The organism is Streptomyces sp. TBY4, from assembly GCF_024213195.1.
Lineage (GTDB): Bacteria > Actinomycetota > Actinomycetes > Streptomycetales > Streptomycetaceae > Streptomyces.
Genome location: NZ_JANAVF010000012.1, coordinates 19,269 through 34,321, shown reverse-complemented (window position 1 = coordinate 34,321; position 15,053 = coordinate 19,269). Strand labels below are relative to the sequence as shown.

Here is a 15,053-nt window from a genome sequence, read left to right as displayed (position 1 = left end):
GGGCCCGCGGCTGCCCCAACCGAGGCCGGAGGCCAGCCGGACCGGGGCCCCGCGGCTGCCCCAACCGAGACCGGAGGGCGGTCGGGGGTGGGGCCCCGTGGTTGTCGCGGCTGGGGGCGGAGGGTGGTGGGGGTGGGGTGGCTGTGGCAGGTCTTGGGTTGCTGGAACTTTGGGGGGGTTGTGGACGACCAACTGGGCGCGGAGGTTGGGTTGGTGACGGTGGAGGGGTTGGGGATGGGCGGGCTGGATGTGCGGATGGAGGGGGTGGGGTGTCGGCATGGGCGGGTTGAGGCTGTGGTGGGGGTCGATCTGGAGGTTGGTGCCGGGGAGCGGGTTGCGCTGACCGGGACCAACGGGTCCGGGAAGACCACCCTGCTGCGCGCCGTGCTCGGGCTGCACCCGCGGGTCAGCGGGAAGATCCTGGTCGGCGGCCGCTCGGGCGATCCCGCCTGGCGGCGGCGGGCGTGTGCGTGGATCCCGCAGAAGCCCGCCGCGGGGCGCTTCCCGCTGCTCGGGGGCGAGCTCCTCGCCAGCAGCGGGGACCCCCGCGCCGCCGCCGATGCCGCCGACCGGCTGGGGGTGGGGCCGCTGGTCCGGCGGCCCCTGCACACCCTGTCGGGCGGGCAGTTGCAGCGGATGTACCTGGCCCGGGCGATCGGCTGCGTGGCCGCGGGGGCCGGCGTACTGCTCGCCGACGAGCCGACCGCCGCCCTGGACTTCGCCGGGCAGGACGAGGCCGCCGACGTACTGACGGCCCTGCCCGTGACGCTGGTCGTGGTCACGCACGACCGGGCGCTCGCGGAACGCTGCGACCGGGTGCTGGAGATGGCCGCCGGACGGTTGCGGGAGGTCTCGTGAGCACCACTGCCACCCTCGCGGCCGCCGACCTCGGGACCCTGCTGCAACTGGCCCCCGTGCAGCGGGCGGGCTTCGCCCTGCTGCTGGCCGCCGTCGGGCTGCCCGTGATCGGTGTGGTCATCGTCGGGCTGGACATCATGCCGGTGCGCTTCGCGATGATGCACGTCGCCCTGCTGGGCATCGCCGTCGGACTGCTCACCGGGCTGGACCCCATGCTGTGCGCGCTGGTGGCCTGCGCGCTGGCCGGGGCCGGGGTCGCGCCGCTGGCCCGGACCCCGGACGGGCTGTCCGGGGCGATGGGGCTGCTGATGAGCCTGGCGATCGCCGCCGCGCTCCTGCTCCTGGCCGTGTCGGGGGTGAACGCCTCGGGCGCGTTCGCGCTGCTCTGGGGCTCGATCCTGTCCGTCGGCGGCGCCGACCTCGTGGTGCTCGGCATCCTGGCCGTCCTCGTGCCCGGCCTGTTCTGGTGGCGGCGGCGCGAGCTCGCGCTGCTCCTGTACGACCGCGAGCTCGCGCAGTGTTCGGGCGTGCCGGTGCGGGCGCTGACCACCGTCCTGCTCGTGCTCGTCGCGGTCGCGGTCGCCGGGGCCATCAAGCTCACCGGCGCCCTTCTGGTGGACGCGCTGACCCTGCTGCCCGCCCTGGCCGCGCGCCGGCTGGGCACCTCGCTGAAATCGATCACCGGGTGGGCGGTGGGGATCGGCGTCTTCGTGAACCTGACCGGCTTCCTCGTCGCCCTCCGGCTGGACTGGCCCCCCGGGCCCGTCCTCGTCCTGACCGCGGGGGCGCTCGTCCTCGCGGTGCACCTCGTACCCGAACGGAGAATCCGCTCATGGCGCCGCGTACCCGCGTCCGCAGCACTTCCCCCGCTTCCCTCCTCGCACTGAGCACGGCAGTGGGCCTGGCACTGGCCCTGGTGACCGGCTGCGGCGACGGCAGCAGCACCGACGGCACCAAGCCCGGTGGTGCCGCCCCCGAGGGCAAGGCCCCGGTCGTCGTCGTGACGACCACCTGGGAGGGCGCCTTCGCCAAGGCCGCGGGCGCGCAGGAGGTCAAGGTGATCGTGCCGCAGTCCGTGCACCACGCTCCGGACTACGACCCCAAGCCCTCCGACCTGGCCGCCGTCGCCGGGGCCGACTTCGTGCTCTACGCGCCGTTCGAGCCGTACGCGGCGAAGATCAAGGAGGCCGCCGGGTCGAAGGCGAAGCTGGTGGAGGTCGGCCTCGACAACGACGCCGACAAGGTGAAGGCCGAAGTCACGCGGCTGGGCGCGCTGTTCGGCACCCAGGCCGCCGCCGCGAAGTGGACGGCGGAGTTCGACACCGAGTACGGGCGGGTCTCCAAGGACGTCCAGGCCGCCTGGCCGGACGGGAAGAGCCCCTCGGTGGTGAGCCAGGTGTTCACCGCCTGGTCGGCGAAGCTGGCGGGCGCCACCACGGTGGGCACCTACGGCCCGGAGGCGGTGACCCCGGGACAGCTGGCGGAGCTGTCGGCGAAGAAGCCGGCGCTGGTACTGGACAACGCGCACATGTCGACCGGGACGGTCCTGCCCGACTCCGGCGCGCGACAGGTGCAGATCGTCAACTACCCCGGGAACGACCTGGACCTGCTGCCGGTCTACCGCAACGCGGGGGCCGAGCTGAAGAAGGCCATGGGCAAGGCGGGCGGCTCCGCCGGATAGCGCGGGACGGGTGGGGCGGGGCGGGGCGGTCCACCGGGGCCGCCCCGCCCCCGTCGTCTACGCGCCCACCCCGGCGGGTGCCGCAGCGGCCGGGGCGCCGGCGCCGGTCCCGGCCCGGGCCCGGGTGGCCGACTCGGTACGGGCACTGCCGGCGGGCTCGGGCGAGGTCGGGGCAGCCTCCGAGCCGGACGTTCCCTCCGCGAGGCGTGCGCGCAGCATCGCTCGGTCGGGTTTGCCGGCCGGGGTGAGCGGGAGCTCCGCCAGCAGCAGCAGGCGCTCGGGGTGCTTGCGGCGGTCGAGGCCGCGGAGCGCGAGGTGTCCGGCCAGGGAGTCGAGGGTGGGGGTCCGGTCGCCGCGGGGGACGACGCAGGCGGCGAGGCGTTCGCCCATCACCGCGTCCGGGACTCCGACGCAGACGACGTCGCGGACGAGCGGGTGGGAGGAGAGCTCCCGTTCCACCTCGGCGGGGCTGATGTTGGATCCGCCCCGGATGACGATGTCCTTGAGGCGGCCGACGACGTGGAGCACCCCGTCCTCGTCGATGTAGCCGAGGTCGCCGGTACGGACCCAGCCCTCGGGCGTGCGGTACCGGGCGTCCAGGTCCGGGGAGGCGACGTAGCACATGGGGGTCATGGGGCCGCAGGCGATGATCTCCCCGATGGCGCCGTCGGGGAGCCGCTCGTGGGTCTCGGTGTCGGCGATCCGGATCTCGGCGACCCGGGGGTCGGGGCGGCCGGCGGCGATGCCCGTGGCCTCGGGATCGGGGGCGGCCGCGCCCAGTCCGGTGTGGCAGTTGACCCCGTCGGCGGAGCCGTAGAGGTTGACGACCGGGCAGCCGAAGGCGCGGCTCGCGTTCTCGGCGGTGGTTTCGTCGAGGGGGGCGCCGCCGAGGATCAGGGCGGTGGGGGCGGGGAGCGGCTGCGCTTGCCCCGCGGCTGCCTCCGTCTCCAGTCGGTCGAGCATCATGCGGATCATCGTGGGCACACCGAGGACGTGCGTGGGCCGGTGCTCGCGCACCGCCGCGAGGGCCGCCCCGGGGGTGAAGTGGTCGAGGACGATCAGGGTTCCGCCGTGCCGGGCGAGGGTGACCGCGGTCCCGCTGGAGCCGAAGGCGGACGCGAGCGGGACGAGGAAGAGGCAGCGGGGCGGGGTCCCGTCGGGCATCAGGGAGGCGAGGAAGTTGCCGCGGCCCCCGGCGAGGGCGTTGTGGGAGTAGGCGATCATCTTCGGCTCCGCTTCCGAGCCCGAGGAGACCAGGATGCGCGCGGCGCTGTCGGGGTGGGGCCGGGCGGGGACGAAGGCGGCCGGGTCGGAGCGCAGCAACGTAGCGAGCCGAATCGTTCCTTCAGGCTCCGTGCCCGCCCGTCCCCCCGCGGCGACGACATGGCGCAGCGCGGGCAGTTCGGGGGCCAGGGCCAGCAGGTCGGCCGCGTGGTGGTGGCCCCGGTGCTCCACGGACGCGATCACCGCCACGGCCTCGGCACGGCGCAGCAGGCAGCGGGCCTCCTGGCCGCCCCGGCCCACCGGGAAGGGCAGGGCCACCGCTCCGAGGGCGGCCAGGGCCAGGTCCGCGATGACCGCGTCGCGGCCGTTGGGGAGCTGGACGCCGACCACGTCGCCGGGCCGTACGCCGAGCTCGGCGAGACCGGTGGCCAGACATCGCACCTTGCGGTCGAGCGCGGTGTAGCAGAGCGAGCCCTTGGCGTCGATGACCGCGGTGTGGTGCAGGTCGGCGATCTGGCGGGCCCGGAAGAGGCTGTAGAGGTCGAGGTCGGGACAGGTTCCGTCGACCGCCCACGAGCGGCGCAGGCCCACGGGCAGCAGATCGTGCAGTGCGACGGTCATACGAAGCTCCAGGGGTCGGGAACGGCGGGGGCACCGTGCGCGTCGCGGCTGATCGAACCGGCGAAGCGCGGGTCGTGGCGCAGATCGGCGAGGTCGGTGGTGACGGCGGTCGCGGCGAGGCCGCGCTCCCGCAGCGTGCGGAGGGCGTCCTCGGTGGGCAGCCCCGCGAGCGCGTCGGCGAAGGCCGCCGCCGCGCGGGCGTCCGCGTCCGCCGGGGCGATCCAGCCGTCGGCCGTGCGCAGCGGCGTACGGAAGCCCGCGGGTCGGCGGCCGGGCTCCCCGCGCCGGGCGCGGAGCAGGGCCGGGGCGGTGAGCAGGTCGGCGGCGCCGAGCAGAGAGGAGTCCACGCGGACCCCGCGCCCGGTGCGCTCCCGCAGCAGCAGCCCCGCGAGGACGGCCTCGGCGCCGAGCAGCCCGCCCAGCACGTCGAGCAGGGTCATCAGGGAGGGCGCGGGCGGCTCGCCCTGGGGTCGGGCGGCCTCGCCGACGCCGGTGCGGGCCTGGACCATGAAGTCCGTGCCCATCGGCGGGTCGGCGATCCGGCCCGTGCCCCAGCCACCGGTGTACGCGTACACGAGCGCCGGGTTCGCGAGCGCGAGGTCGACGGAGTCCAGGCCCAGCTCGGCGGCCTTCCCCGGGGCCCAGTTGTGCAGGAACACATCGGCTCCGGCCGCCAGTTCGGCCAGCCGCAGCCGGTCGCCCGGCGACTTGATGTCGATCTCCACGGCACGCTTGCCCCGGTTCAGGGCCAGCCAGCGGGCGGAGATCCCCGAGCAGGCGGGCGGCATGCCGCGCAGCGGATCACCGCCCGGCGGCTCGATCCGCACCACCTCGGCGCCGAGCAGCCCCAGCAGATGGGCGGCGAGCGGCGCCTGCACGCGACGGCCCGCCTCGAGGACGGTCATGCCGGCGAGCGGGCCGGGGCCGGGGCCGGGGCCGGGGCCGGGGTGCGCCTTCGGGACACGGCCGCCGGGGCCGTACGGGGTCAGGGTCCAGGGGGCGGCTCCGTCGTCCTCGGCGGCCCGCTCGGCCAGGCTCCGCAGCCGGCAGACCTCGGCCCCCGAGGCGGATGCCGCCCGGCGGATCCGGTGCCAGCCGTGGGCCCGGGCGGTGGCGTGCAGTGCTTCGGGGAAGGGCGCGCACGCAGTCGCGTACCGGAACTGGAAGGGCCGCCAGCCGGCCCGTACCGCGTCGGCGGGGGCCTCCAGGGCCCGCCAGAACGCCGCCCAGGCACCCGGATCCAGCGTCTCCAGCTCGAAGAGCGTGCCGTCGGCCGCGGTGAAGGGCGGCCCCCCGGGCGCGAGTTCGGCGGCTTCGCCCTCGTCGGCGCCGCTCGCGGCGAGGTACTGGGACACGACGAGCAGCCCGGCCCGGTCCACATAGGTGTGCGGCTGCGCGGCGGCGTTCCCGCACCCCCTGGCCCGGGCCAGCAGGGCGGCGAGCAGCCCCTGCGTGGTGAGGACGGCCGTCGCGGCGGTGGCGTAGTCGACGGCGAGCCCCCGCGGCAGACCGTCGCGGCGGCCGTGCACGGCCATGATCCCGGTCGCGGCCTGCGCGGTCGCCTCGTCGGTGACGGCCCCGGGGGCCGCACCGGGCGAAGCCCAGGCGATGGTTGCGGTCGCCCGGGCGGGGAGGCCCGGCGCGGGCCCGGAGGCGTTCCCGAAGCCGGCGTCCGCCAGGGTGACGTACGCCGTGTCGGCGCCGCCCCCCGCGGACGGCCCGGCGTCCCCGGCCCCCCCGGCCACGGCTCCGAGCAGCCTCAGGTGCCCGGCCACCGGTCCGGTGAGCGCGGGCGGTCCCGAGGTGGTGAAACGCAGCCCGTCGAGCGGCCGAGCGGTCTGGGTGACGGCGGGTGACGCCATGCCTCTCCTCTTCTCCCGGCCCGGCGATCGGCCGGCGCCGCAGGTGATCCCGTACGCGGGAACCGAGCGGGAACCAAGGGGCGTACCCGCCCGACCAGTTCCACGGGCAGGCAGTCGCACGGCCGTTCCCCCGGGTTCCCGGCGGGCTGGAGGAAAGTGGTGGAGAACCAGATGGAGAACGACGGCCGGAGCGCGACGCACGCCCCCGAACAGCCGTACTCCGAAGCGGAGTTGTTGACTCAGGTGACGGAATTCGTCCGCCGGCGGGTGATGCCCCGCGAGCCCGTCCTCGACGCGGGCGGCCCCGCCGCCGCCGAGGCCCTGCGCGAGCTCCAGGACGGGGCGAAGCAGGCCGGACTGTGGGCCCTGCCCCTCCCCCGGGAAATGGGCGGCCAGGGCCTGGACCTGGCGGGCTACGCCCGGATCGCCGAGGCCGAGGGGGCGAGCGACCACGGACCGGCGGCCCTGGGATCGGCGCCGCTGCTCGACGTGACGATGCTGTGGCGGCACGGCGGCGACCGGATCCGCGCGCTGTACCCGCGCCGGCTGACGGCCGGCGAACTGCGCGCCTGCTACGCCATGACCGAACCGGAAACCCCGGGCAGCGACCCGTACCTTACCTCGACGTGCGCGACCGAACAGGCCGACGGGAGCTGGATCCTGAGCGGCCGCAAGTGGTTCACCTCGCACGCCGCCGAAGCCGATCTGGTGACCGTCCTGGCCCGTACCGACGGCCGTCCGGGCGACCGTACGGGGCTCTCCCTGCTCGTCGTCCCCACCTCGGCGCCGGGCTTCCGGGTGGTGCGCGAGCTACCGGTGCTGGGCGCGGCCGGCCAGTGGGAGATCGAGTTCGACCGGGTGCACGTGGACGCCGACCACCTCCTCGGCGCACGCGGCCGGGCCCTCTCCATCGCCGCGGAACGGCTCCAGCTGGGCCGCACCCTGCGCTGCCTGCGCTGGCTCGGCCAGGCGCAGCGCGCCTTCGACCTCATGTGCGCCCGCGTGAACTCCCGTACCGGCTCCCGCGGCCCGCTCGGCGGCCACCAGCTGGTGCAGGGCCACGTCTTCGAATCGCTCCTGGCGCTGCGCACGACCCGGCCGCTCGTCCACGAGGCCGTGGCCGCGCTCGGCGCCGGACGGGACGCCCACGTGGAGGTGGGCCTCGCCAAGGTGGCAGCCGCCCGCACCCTCCAGCAGGTGACCGACGCGGCCATCCAGATCCACGGCGCGGCCGGCCTGGGGCCCGACACCCCCCTGCCCGCCCTCTACCGGTCGGGCCGCACGGCCCGGATCCTGGACGGCCCGGACGAACTGCACATCACGGGGGTGGCCCGGAGGGTGCTGGACGGATACAAGAGCCGACCCTGCGACCCTCCGGTGCTCACATGAAGGGGGCCACCACCATGAGCACGCCCAGGGCGAGGATCCCGAGCGAGATGATCCAGCCGAAGAAATACATCAGCAGCAGCTCGGGCAGCGGGCGCCGGGGGGCGCTGGTACCGGGGCTGCGGGGGTCGTAGACGATCTGGAGGCTCTCCGACGAGCGGCCGAAGGTGGGTTGGTGGGTGTGCTCGCCGCCGTCGGTGTCGGTGAACACGTAGGAGCCGCGCTGCCTGCCGTTCGGGTGGTAGGTCATGGCGCCGAGGACGGTGATGCCGCGCCGGGCGAGGGCCACCCGGTCCACGGTCTTGAGCAGGATGAAGAGGGTGAGGGGCAGGCCCACGCCGAGCGGGAACACCGCGAAGAGCACGAGGGGCCAGGTCTCCGGGTCCGGAGCGGAGTGCCCCACCCAGACGACGTAGCCCATGTACCCGCAGGCGAAGAGCAGGATCCCCACCCACACCTGCCAGGCCTTGATCGAGGAGGGCTCCCTCTCCGTGACGACCAGGGAACTGCCCGCCGGGTTCCGCTCCGCGGGCAGGGCCTCGTCGAGGGCGACGCGGAACGCTTCGGTGGCCGTGGCGTTGCCGCCGTCGAGCCGGTGCACGGCTCCATCGGTCAGCACCACCCGGAGGGCCGTACCGCCGTCGGCGCGGACTTCCGATACGGCTTCGAGGGGGATCTCCTTGCGCTGCCGGCCCTGCTTGACGATCAGGCGGTCGGGACCGAGGGTCGCGGAGGAGTTCCCCTTGCTGAGGACTTGGGAAGAGGACATGCCCCATTCGACCCCGGCGCCGGTCCTCGGGTTGCACACGGAATGATCACAAAAGGATCTCCGTTGCCGTCAGACTCCGCGCAGGTCGGCCAGGCCGGCCGGACCGGCCAGCCCCAGCGCCAAGAAGAAGTCTCCCCAGACCAGTTGATGGCGCACGGCAAGCCCCGCGCCCGCGTCGTAGCACCCGTCCACCAGGCGGCCCCGGGACAGGTGACGGTCCACGAGGTGCTCCAGGATCTGCCCCGCACGGCGCGCGTACGCCTCGGCCCGGGGCCCGGGGAGCAGTGACAGTTTCAGGAGCGCGACGGCCGTGATGGCGGCGGCCGAGGTGTCCACGGGCCCGTCCGGCCGGGCCGCGTCCGCAGCCGGTACGAGGGGTGCGTCCGGCCCCGTCCACGCGTCGGCGAGCCGCTCCGCCAGCGCCCGCGGATCCCCCGGCAGGCACGCCGCGACCGCGGGCCGGTGCAGTACGTCGGCCAGCGCGAGCAGCAGCCAGGCCGGTCCCCGGCTCCAGCCCGGCGCCGGCTCGGCGCACGCCCGCCAGCCCGTCCCCGCTTCATGGGCCCAGGCCGGTACGAGGTCACGGGCGCGGCAGACTTCCGGCCCGGAGCCGGGCCCGGCTGCGGCTCCGGTTCCGACTCCGACTCCGGCCCCGGCTCCGGCCCCGGCCCCGGCTGCGGCTCCGGCTCCGACTCCGACTCCGGCTGCGGCCCCAGCTCCGGCTCCGGCTCCGGCTCCGACTCCGACTGCGGCTCCGACTCCGGCCCCGGTCCCGACTCCAGCTCCGGCTGCGGGAAGGCACAGGGTCAGGTGGCTGCGAAGATGCGAAGCCGCGGCCGCCGGGTCCACCTCGGCGAGCAGTTGCACCGTGCCCGGCAGCCCGTCCACCCGGGCCAGCGACCGGGGCCCGCCGAACGCCGACCCCCAGGGCAGCAGCCCGAGTTCCCCGTCCACCGCCGCCCCGCAGGCCCGCGCCGCCCGCGCCCGCAGCTCCCGCGCTTCCGCGTCCCCGCCGGCCAGGGCGGTCCCGTACCAGAGGATCAGCCCGCGCGTCGCGGTGTCGGCCTCCACCCAGCCGCCCAGCCGGGCCGTGCACGCCGAGGCGGCGGCCCGGTCGGCCTCCGCCCCCGTGTGCCGCGCCCGCAGCCACAGCAGCCCCGCCCAGAACCCACCGGCCCAGGAACCCCGGCCGGTGGTCGTCCACTCCCCCGTCTCCGGATCCGCGTACAGCGGGAACCGCCCCTCACCGACCTCGGCCGCCGTCCGGGCCACCTGGTCGAGGACCTCGACCAGCGCCTTTCCCGCCCACCCGTCCACCACGCGCACCCCCGTCAACTCACCGACACGTCAACGCCGTCGCTCCCGCAGCACCCAGGTCAGACCCACCACGCAGGCCGCACCGAACTCGGCCGCCACCAGCAGCCACCCCGTCCCGTAGCGGCCGGCGTTCGCGAGGGGGCCGAAGAGGAGGGGGCCGACGGCGAAGCCGGTGAAGAAGCCGGCGGCCACGAGCGCGGAGTCCTGCCCGGCCCGCCCCGGGGCGGAGCGCTGCATCACCAGGACCATCGAGACGGCATTGGCGGCCACCGCGAACACCCCCACGGCCACCGCGGCCACCCACACCAGCGGACCCGCGCCCGGCGCCGCGACCAGCAGGACGGCCGCCCCCACCGCGCCGGCCGCGAGGGCTCCCGGCAGCCACTCGGCCCGCCCCGGCCGGGCCGCCTTCGACCAGCCGACCCGCCCGGCGATGCCCGCGACTCCGAGCACCGCGACCAGCGAGCCCGCCGCGGTGGGACCCATGCCGAGCCGCTGCGCCCCGAAGAGGGCCACGTACGTGTTGACCGAGGCGATCCCGCAGCCCAGGAACAGGGAGAACACCGCCAGCCAGGCGATGGCGCCCCGCGGCACGAGCGGGGCCCGGGGCCCGACGGGGCCCGTCCGCGGGTCCGCCGGCAGGGCGCGCCGCGCCCACAGCGCCGCCAGCGCGGCGGTGGCTGCGGCCGTCCACACCGCCCCGCGCCAGCCGATCCCGCCGGCCAGTGCCGTGAGCGGGAGCCCGGCGGCGAAGGCGCCCAGCTGGACGCCCGACTGCTTCATGCCGGTCACCGGCCCGCGACGGCCGGGGGGCACGGCGGCGAGGATCGCCTTGTTGGTGGCCGGGTTGGCCAGGGCCTGGGGCAGTCCCCCGAGCGCGACGGCGGCGAGCAGCAGCCCGGTCCCGGGCGCGGCCCCGATCAGCGCGAGCGCCGCCGCGGACACCGACAGCAGGAGTACGAGGGAACGGCGCGGCCCGATCCGGTCCACCAGCCTCCCGCCGAGCGGCGACAGCACGGCCGCGGTACCGAACCCGACGGTGGTGGTCCAGCCGAGCACGGCGGGCGACACCCCCAACTCCCCCACCAGGCGCGGACCGAGCGCGCCGAGGAGGAACAGCTGGAGCATCGAGAAGGCCATGGCTCCGGTGAGCAGAGCCGTCAGCCCCGGCGCTCCGGACGCCTCCACGGGCCCGCTCCGGTCCGCCACAGCTCCCCCACCCCGTCCCTGCCGCTCACCGCACGCCGCTCGGCGCTCACCGTCGGCCTTCGCTCGGGACAGGAGTCGGACCGGCGAACGCCCGGGTTCCCAGGGCCTGTTGTGGCGTGCACCACATCACACGGGGGGGGCGGTTTCCGGCGAGGGGAAAACCTGATGCCCTCTGTCGCCCTCCGCCCGGCCGGTGCAACGATGGCACCGCCATGACACCCGGTCGATGTTGCCGAGCCGTACGGGCCGCGATGTTCGCGGCCACCTGCGTGCTGCTCTCGTCGCTCGGGCACATCCTCATGTCGGGCACCTCCGTGCCCTGGTGGGGGATGGCCGCGGCGTTCGCCGCAACCTCGGCGACCGGCTGGTTACTCGCCGGGCGGGAGCGCGGGCTCACGGCCGTCGTCTCCGCCACCGTCGGCGTCCAGGCCGCCCTGCACGGCGGGTTCTCGCTCGCCCAGGCCGCGGTGGCGCGGTCGCAGGAACCGGGCGCCTCCTTAGCCTCGCTGGGCCGCCGCTGGGTCCAGTACCTGCTCTGCGCCCCCTCCGGAACCGGGGGCACCGCCCAGGACGTCGTCCAGGACATCCACGGACTGGCCGGCGCGCACAGCGCACACGGGCTGCACGGCACGGCCGACAACGCCGCCTCCCTCGTATCGACCCTGCCCCTGCCCATGCCGATGCCGGGCGCCGCGCACGCCATGGGCTCCATGTCCCCCGCGGGCATGCTCGCGGGCCACCTCCTGGCCGCCCTGCTCTGCGGGCTCTGGCTCGCGCACGGCGAACGCGGCGCCTTCCGCGTCCTGCGCGCCGTCGCCGCCCGGCTCCTCGTACCGCTGGGCCTGTTCCTCCGCCTCCCCGCGCCCGCGCACCGCCCCCGCGTCCGGCTCCCCCGGAACCACCGGGTCCGTACGCCCCGCGGACTGCTGCTCGCCGACGCCCTCACCTCACGGGGTCCACCTCACGGGATCGCTGTCGTCTGACAGCCGGCTCCCCGACGCGCCGCCCACGGCGCCTCGGGCATCGGCCATGCCGTCCGGCAGGCCGTACCACCCGTTCACCGGCCCCTCGATGCGCGCACTCCGGGCCCTCCCGGCTCTCCGGACCCTCCGGGCGCACCCCGGTCACTTCGGTCACTTCGGTCACTTCGGTCGCCCGGGGCACAGCCCTGCCCCGCTGCTGCCGCCGCATCGCATCCGGCCGGTTTCCCAGAAGGACACCTGGCGATGACCACTGCACTGCTCACCCGCCCGACCACCGCTCCCGCCCCCGTTTCCGCCGGCTCCCCCACCCGCCGCACCGCCGGCCCCGACGAGGCCGTCACCCTCCTCGCCCTGGCCGCCCGTGACGGCGACCCCGTCGCGGTGGACCAGTTCGTGCGCGCCCTGCACCACGACGTGCGCCGCTACGTCGCCTACCTCAGCGCGGACCCGCAGTCCGCCGAGGACCTGACCCAGGAGACCTTCCTGCGCGCCCTCGGCAGCCTCCACCGCTTCGAGGGCCGCTCCTCCGCCCGCACCTGGCTGCTCTCCATCGCGCGGCGCACCGTGGTGGACAGCCTGCGCCACAAGGCGGCCCGCCCCCGGATCGCCGACAGAGACGACTGGCAGACCGCGGCCGAGCAGAGCCAGCCGCGCGGCGTACCCGGCTTCGAGGACGGCGTCGCGCTCGCGGAGCTCCTGGCGGCGATCCCCGCCGAGCGCCGCGAGGTCTTCGTCCTCACCCAGCTCATGGGCCTCCCGTACGCGGAGGCGGCGCTCATGCTCGGCTGCCCGATAGGCACCGTCCGCTCCCGCGTGGCCCGGGCCCGCTCGTCCCTGATCGACCTCCTGGAGGCCACGGACCCCGCGGCGGCCTGACCGCCACCACCCGGCCACCCGGCCACCCGGCCCGGAACGCCCGGACGGGGGCCCGGCCGCGCTCTCGCGGTCGGGCCCCCGTTCCACGGGCAAGGGGGTACGTCCCTCAGGCCAGGAGCTTCTCCTTGGCCTTGTCGAACTCCTCCTGGGTCAGGTGGCCCTGCTCCTTGAGGGAGGACAGCTTCGCGAGTTCCTCCGCCGGACTGCTGCGGGGGCCCGCGGCCTTCTGGACGTAGTCCTGGAAGGCCTTCTCGTTCTCCTTCGCCTGCTTCACGTCGCGCAGGCTCATGCCCTTGCCGCGGACGATCAGGTAGATGAGGACGCCGAGGTACGGCAGCAGGAGGACCAGGATCAGCCAGCCCGCCTTGCCCCAGCCGTGCAGCTCGTGGTCCCTGAAGATGTCAGTGATCACCTTGAACAGCAGGAAGAACCACATGACCCACAGGAAGAGCCACAGCATGGTCCAGAACAGGTTGAGCAGTGGATAGTCGTCCACGCGTCACTCCGATCACATAAGGGACAGATCAATTCATACCGTCCGATTGAGCGATCCGCACGCGGAGTAGCCGGTCCACCTCCACAGCGGGACCATGACCCCATGGAGGAGCGCCCCCTCACCGGGATCAGCCCCCCGGGCCGGATCGCCGCCCCCGGGGAGGGCATCGGCCTCGACGAGCTGGCCCTCGCCGCCCGCAACCACGGACTCCCGCTGGAGGCCATGCGGTACGAGGTCACGCCGGCCGGGCTGCACTACGTCCTCGTGCACTACGACATCCCGGACACGGACAGCAGCACCTGGCGGCTCACCGTCCGCGGCCGCCTCCGCACCCCCCTGGAGCTCGGGCTGCACGAACTCCGGGCCCTGCCCTCCGTCACCCGCCGGGTCACGATGGAGTGCGCCGGCAACGGGCGGGCCCGGCTGTCCCCGCGGCCGGTCAGCCAGCCCTGGCTGGTGGAAGCGGTGGGGACGGCCGACTGGACGGGGGTGCCGCTGCGCGCGGTCCTCGCGGAGGCCGGGGTGGCCCCGGAGGCCGTGGAGGCGGTGTTCACGGGCGCCGACCACGGGGTGGAGCGGGGCGTCGAGCAGCACTACCGGCGCAGCCTGCCGCTGCCCGTCGGCGAGGACGTACTGCTCGCCCACACGATGAACGGCGGACCCCTGCCGCCGCAGCACGGGCATCCGCTGCGGCTGGTCGTCCCGGGCTGGTACGGCATGGCCCACGTGAAGTGGCTGTGCGACATCGAACTCGTCGACGCACCCTTCGCCGGCTACCAGCAGGCCACGGCCTACCGGTACAGGCGGCACACCGCAGACCCCGCCGAGCCCGAGGATCCCGGCGAGCCCGTCACCCTGATCGCCCCGCGCGCCCTGCTGATCCCTCCGGGATTCCCGGACTTCATGTCCCGCACCCGGGTCCTGCGCCCCGGCCCCGTACGGCTCGCCGGGCGCGCCTGGTCGGGCCACGGGCCGGTCGTGCGCGTGGAGTTGAGCACCGACGGGGGCGGGAGCTGGGCCGACGCCGAGGTGCGGCCGCCGGGCGGGCACCCGTACGCCTGGCAGGGCTGGCACCTCGACTGGACGGCGGCCCCGGGCAGCCACACCCTGCTGGTCCGCGCCACCGACGCCTCGGGGCGCACGCAGCCGCTCCGGCAGCCGTGGAACCGCGGGGGCTTCGGCAACAACCAGGTCCAGGCCCAGGCCGTCTCCGTCATCCCCCGCTGAGCCCTCTCCTCGGCCAACCCCTTGCCACAGCCCTCCCCTTCCCTCGAAACTGACACATCGTCAGATCATCGCGAGGGAACGAGGGAAGGAACCGAGGATGCAGACCATCTGGCTCGGCGGACCCGAATGGGTCGCCGTTCTGCGGATCGGGCTCGGGCTGTGGTGGCTGGAGAGCTGGCGGCACAAGGACAAGAAGGACTGGTTCGGCGGAGGCGGCATCCGCTGGGCGGCCGGCGTGGCCGAGAAGCACCGCTGGGGGTTCGTCACGCGCGGCTTCGACATCGTCGTGAAGCCCTACCCGCGCTTCATGGCCTACCTCGTCGCCTACGCCGAACTGGCCCTGGGCCTCGGCCTCATCGTCGGGTTCCTGACCCCGATAGCCCTGCTCGCCGGACTGCTGCTCAACCTGGTCTACCTGATCCTGATGATCCACGACTGGGGCGAGCAGGGGCAGAACCTGATGATGGCCCTGATCTCCGGGGTCGCCTTCTTCGCAATGGGCTGGCAGGTCTGGTCCCTGGACAACATGCTGGGGCTCTTCTAG

Annotated in this window: 14 protein-coding genes; 8 read left to right on the top strand and 6 right to left on the bottom strand. The window is 75.1% G+C overall.

All coding sequences use genetic code 11. The annotated features are described in order from the left end of the window. Window positions 1-234 precede the first annotated feature (234 nt). Genes NLX94_RS25980 through NLX94_RS25970 form a run of 3 tightly spaced genes read left to right on the top strand, consistent with a single transcriptional unit; the run spans window position 235 to window position 2,539 of the window. Window positions 235-858, top strand: a complete 624-nt coding sequence (locus NLX94_RS25980) for an ABC transporter ATP-binding protein (RefSeq protein ID WP_254385520.1) — start codon at window positions 235-237, stop codon at window positions 856-858. Beyond that, entirely contained in the window at window positions 855-1,745 is an 891-nt protein-coding gene (locus NLX94_RS25975; RefSeq protein ID WP_254385519.1) for a metal ABC transporter permease, read from the top strand. Before NLX94_RS25980 ends, NLX94_RS25975 begins: the two co-directional genes overlap by 4 nt. Beyond that, the gene (locus tag NLX94_RS25970) at window positions 1,691-2,539 is read left to right on the top strand and encodes a metal ABC transporter substrate-binding protein (protein WP_254385518.1); all 849 of its coding nucleotides are present in this window, start codon (window positions 1,691-1,693) and stop codon (window positions 2,537-2,539) included. Before NLX94_RS25975 ends, NLX94_RS25970 begins: the two co-directional genes overlap by 55 nt. A gap of 57 nt (window positions 2,540-2,596) precedes the next feature. Here NLX94_RS25970 and NLX94_RS25965 read toward each other — a convergent pair whose 3' ends face one another. Both NLX94_RS25965 and NLX94_RS25960 read right to left on the bottom strand, forming a co-directional pair. Continuing rightward, window positions 2,597-4,384 (bottom strand): class I adenylate-forming enzyme family protein, encoded by a 1,788-nt coding sequence (locus NLX94_RS25965; RefSeq protein ID WP_254385517.1) that lies wholly within the window; start codon window positions 4,382-4,384, stop codon window positions 2,597-2,599. After that, window positions 4,381-6,246, bottom strand: coding sequence for a CoA transferase (locus tag NLX94_RS25960; protein ID WP_254385516.1), 1,866 nt, complete (start codon window positions 6,244-6,246; stop codon window positions 4,381-4,383). The genes NLX94_RS25965 and NLX94_RS25960 overlap by 4 nt, the downstream gene beginning before the upstream one ends. Window positions 6,247-6,417: 171 nt before the next feature. Here NLX94_RS25960 and NLX94_RS25955 point away from each other — a divergent pair, with 171 nt between their 5' ends. Further along, window positions 6,418-7,635, top strand: a complete 1,218-nt coding sequence (locus tag NLX94_RS25955; protein WP_254385679.1) for an acyl-CoA dehydrogenase family protein — start codon at window positions 6,418-6,420, stop codon at window positions 7,633-7,635. On the opposite strand, the gene NLX94_RS25950 is transcribed toward NLX94_RS25955, so the two are convergent. From NLX94_RS25950 to NLX94_RS25940, 3 genes are all read right to left on the bottom strand, one after another. Then, complete coding sequence (locus tag NLX94_RS25950; protein WP_254385515.1) at window positions 7,628-8,401, bottom strand: hypothetical protein; 774 nt, start codon at window positions 8,399-8,401, stop codon at window positions 7,628-7,630. The genes NLX94_RS25955 and NLX94_RS25950 overlap by 8 nt on opposite strands. Before the next feature lie 69 nt (window positions 8,402-8,470). Next, entirely contained in the window at window positions 8,471-9,721 is a 1,251-nt protein-coding gene (locus NLX94_RS25945) for a sugar ABC transporter permease (RefSeq protein ID WP_254385514.1), read from the bottom strand. 27 nt (window positions 9,722-9,748) lie between these two features. Further along, complete coding sequence (locus tag NLX94_RS25940; RefSeq protein WP_254385678.1) at window positions 9,749-10,858, bottom strand: nitrate/nitrite transporter; 1,110 nt, start codon at window positions 10,856-10,858, stop codon at window positions 9,749-9,751. Between the two features lie 281 nt (window positions 10,859-11,139). Between NLX94_RS25940 and NLX94_RS25935 the strand changes: the two genes are divergently transcribed. Further along, window positions 11,140-11,910, top strand: a complete 771-nt coding sequence (locus NLX94_RS25935; protein ID WP_254385513.1) for a hypothetical protein — start codon at window positions 11,140-11,142, stop codon at window positions 11,908-11,910. A gap of 243 nt (window positions 11,911-12,153) precedes the next feature. Beyond that, window positions 12,154-12,786: a sigma-70 family RNA polymerase sigma factor gene (locus NLX94_RS25930; RefSeq protein WP_254385512.1), complete on the top strand. Its 633-nt coding sequence runs from the start codon at window positions 12,154-12,156 to the stop codon at window positions 12,784-12,786. Between the two features lie 106 nt (window positions 12,787-12,892). Here the strand turns inward: NLX94_RS25930 and NLX94_RS25925 are convergent, their stop codons facing one another. Further along, window positions 12,893-13,282: an SHOCT domain-containing protein gene (locus tag NLX94_RS25925; RefSeq protein ID WP_254385511.1), complete on the bottom strand. Its 390-nt coding sequence runs from the start codon at window positions 13,280-13,282 to the stop codon at window positions 12,893-12,895. Window positions 13,283-13,384: 102 nt separating this feature from the next. On the opposite strand from NLX94_RS25925, the gene NLX94_RS25920 reads away from it, so the two are divergent. Then, the gene (locus NLX94_RS25920) at window positions 13,385-14,509 is read left to right on the top strand and encodes a sulfite oxidase (protein WP_254385510.1); all 1,125 of its coding nucleotides are present in this window, start codon (window positions 13,385-13,387) and stop codon (window positions 14,507-14,509) included. A 97-nt stretch (window positions 14,510-14,606) separates the two neighbouring features. Further along, a complete protein-coding gene (locus NLX94_RS25915; protein ID WP_254385509.1) occupies window positions 14,607-15,053 on the top strand; it encodes a DoxX family membrane protein in 447 nt (148 codons plus the stop codon).

Excerpts from the sequence above, each read along its gene's own strand:
- NLX94_RS25960 (WP_254385516.1), bottom strand. The coding sequence starts at position 6,246 with ATGGCGTCACCCGCCGTCACCCAGACCGCTCGGCCGCTCGACGGGCTG.
- NLX94_RS25965 (WP_254385517.1), bottom strand. The coding sequence starts at position 4,384 with ATGACCGTCGCACTGCACGATCTGCTGCCCGTGGGCCTGCGCCGCTCG.
- NLX94_RS25955 (WP_254385679.1), top strand. The coding sequence starts at position 6,418 with ATGGAGAACGACGGCCGGAGCGCGACGCACGCCCCCGAACAGCCGTAC.
- NLX94_RS25970 (WP_254385518.1), top strand. The coding sequence starts at position 1,691 with ATGGCGCCGCGTACCCGCGTCCGCAGCACTTCCCCCGCTTCCCTCCTC.
- NLX94_RS25940 (WP_254385678.1), bottom strand. The coding sequence starts at position 10,858 with ATGGCCTTCTCGATGCTCCAGCTGTTCCTCCTCGGCGCGCTCGGTCCG.
- NLX94_RS25935 (WP_254385513.1), top strand. The coding sequence starts at position 11,140 with ATGACACCCGGTCGATGTTGCCGAGCCGTACGGGCCGCGATGTTCGCG.
- NLX94_RS25930 (WP_254385512.1), top strand. The coding sequence starts at position 12,154 with ATGACCACTGCACTGCTCACCCGCCCGACCACCGCTCCCGCCCCCGTT.
- NLX94_RS25920 (WP_254385510.1), top strand. The coding sequence starts at position 13,385 with ATGGAGGAGCGCCCCCTCACCGGGATCAGCCCCCCGGGCCGGATCGCC.
- NLX94_RS25915 (WP_254385509.1), top strand. The coding sequence starts at position 14,607 with ATGCAGACCATCTGGCTCGGCGGACCCGAATGGGTCGCCGTTCTGCGG.
- NLX94_RS25950 (WP_254385515.1), bottom strand. The coding sequence starts at position 8,401 with ATGTCCTCTTCCCAAGTCCTCAGCAAGGGGAACTCCTCCGCGACCCTC.
- NLX94_RS25980 (WP_254385520.1), top strand. The coding sequence starts at position 235 with ATGGGCGGGCTGGATGTGCGGATGGAGGGGGTGGGGTGTCGGCATGGG.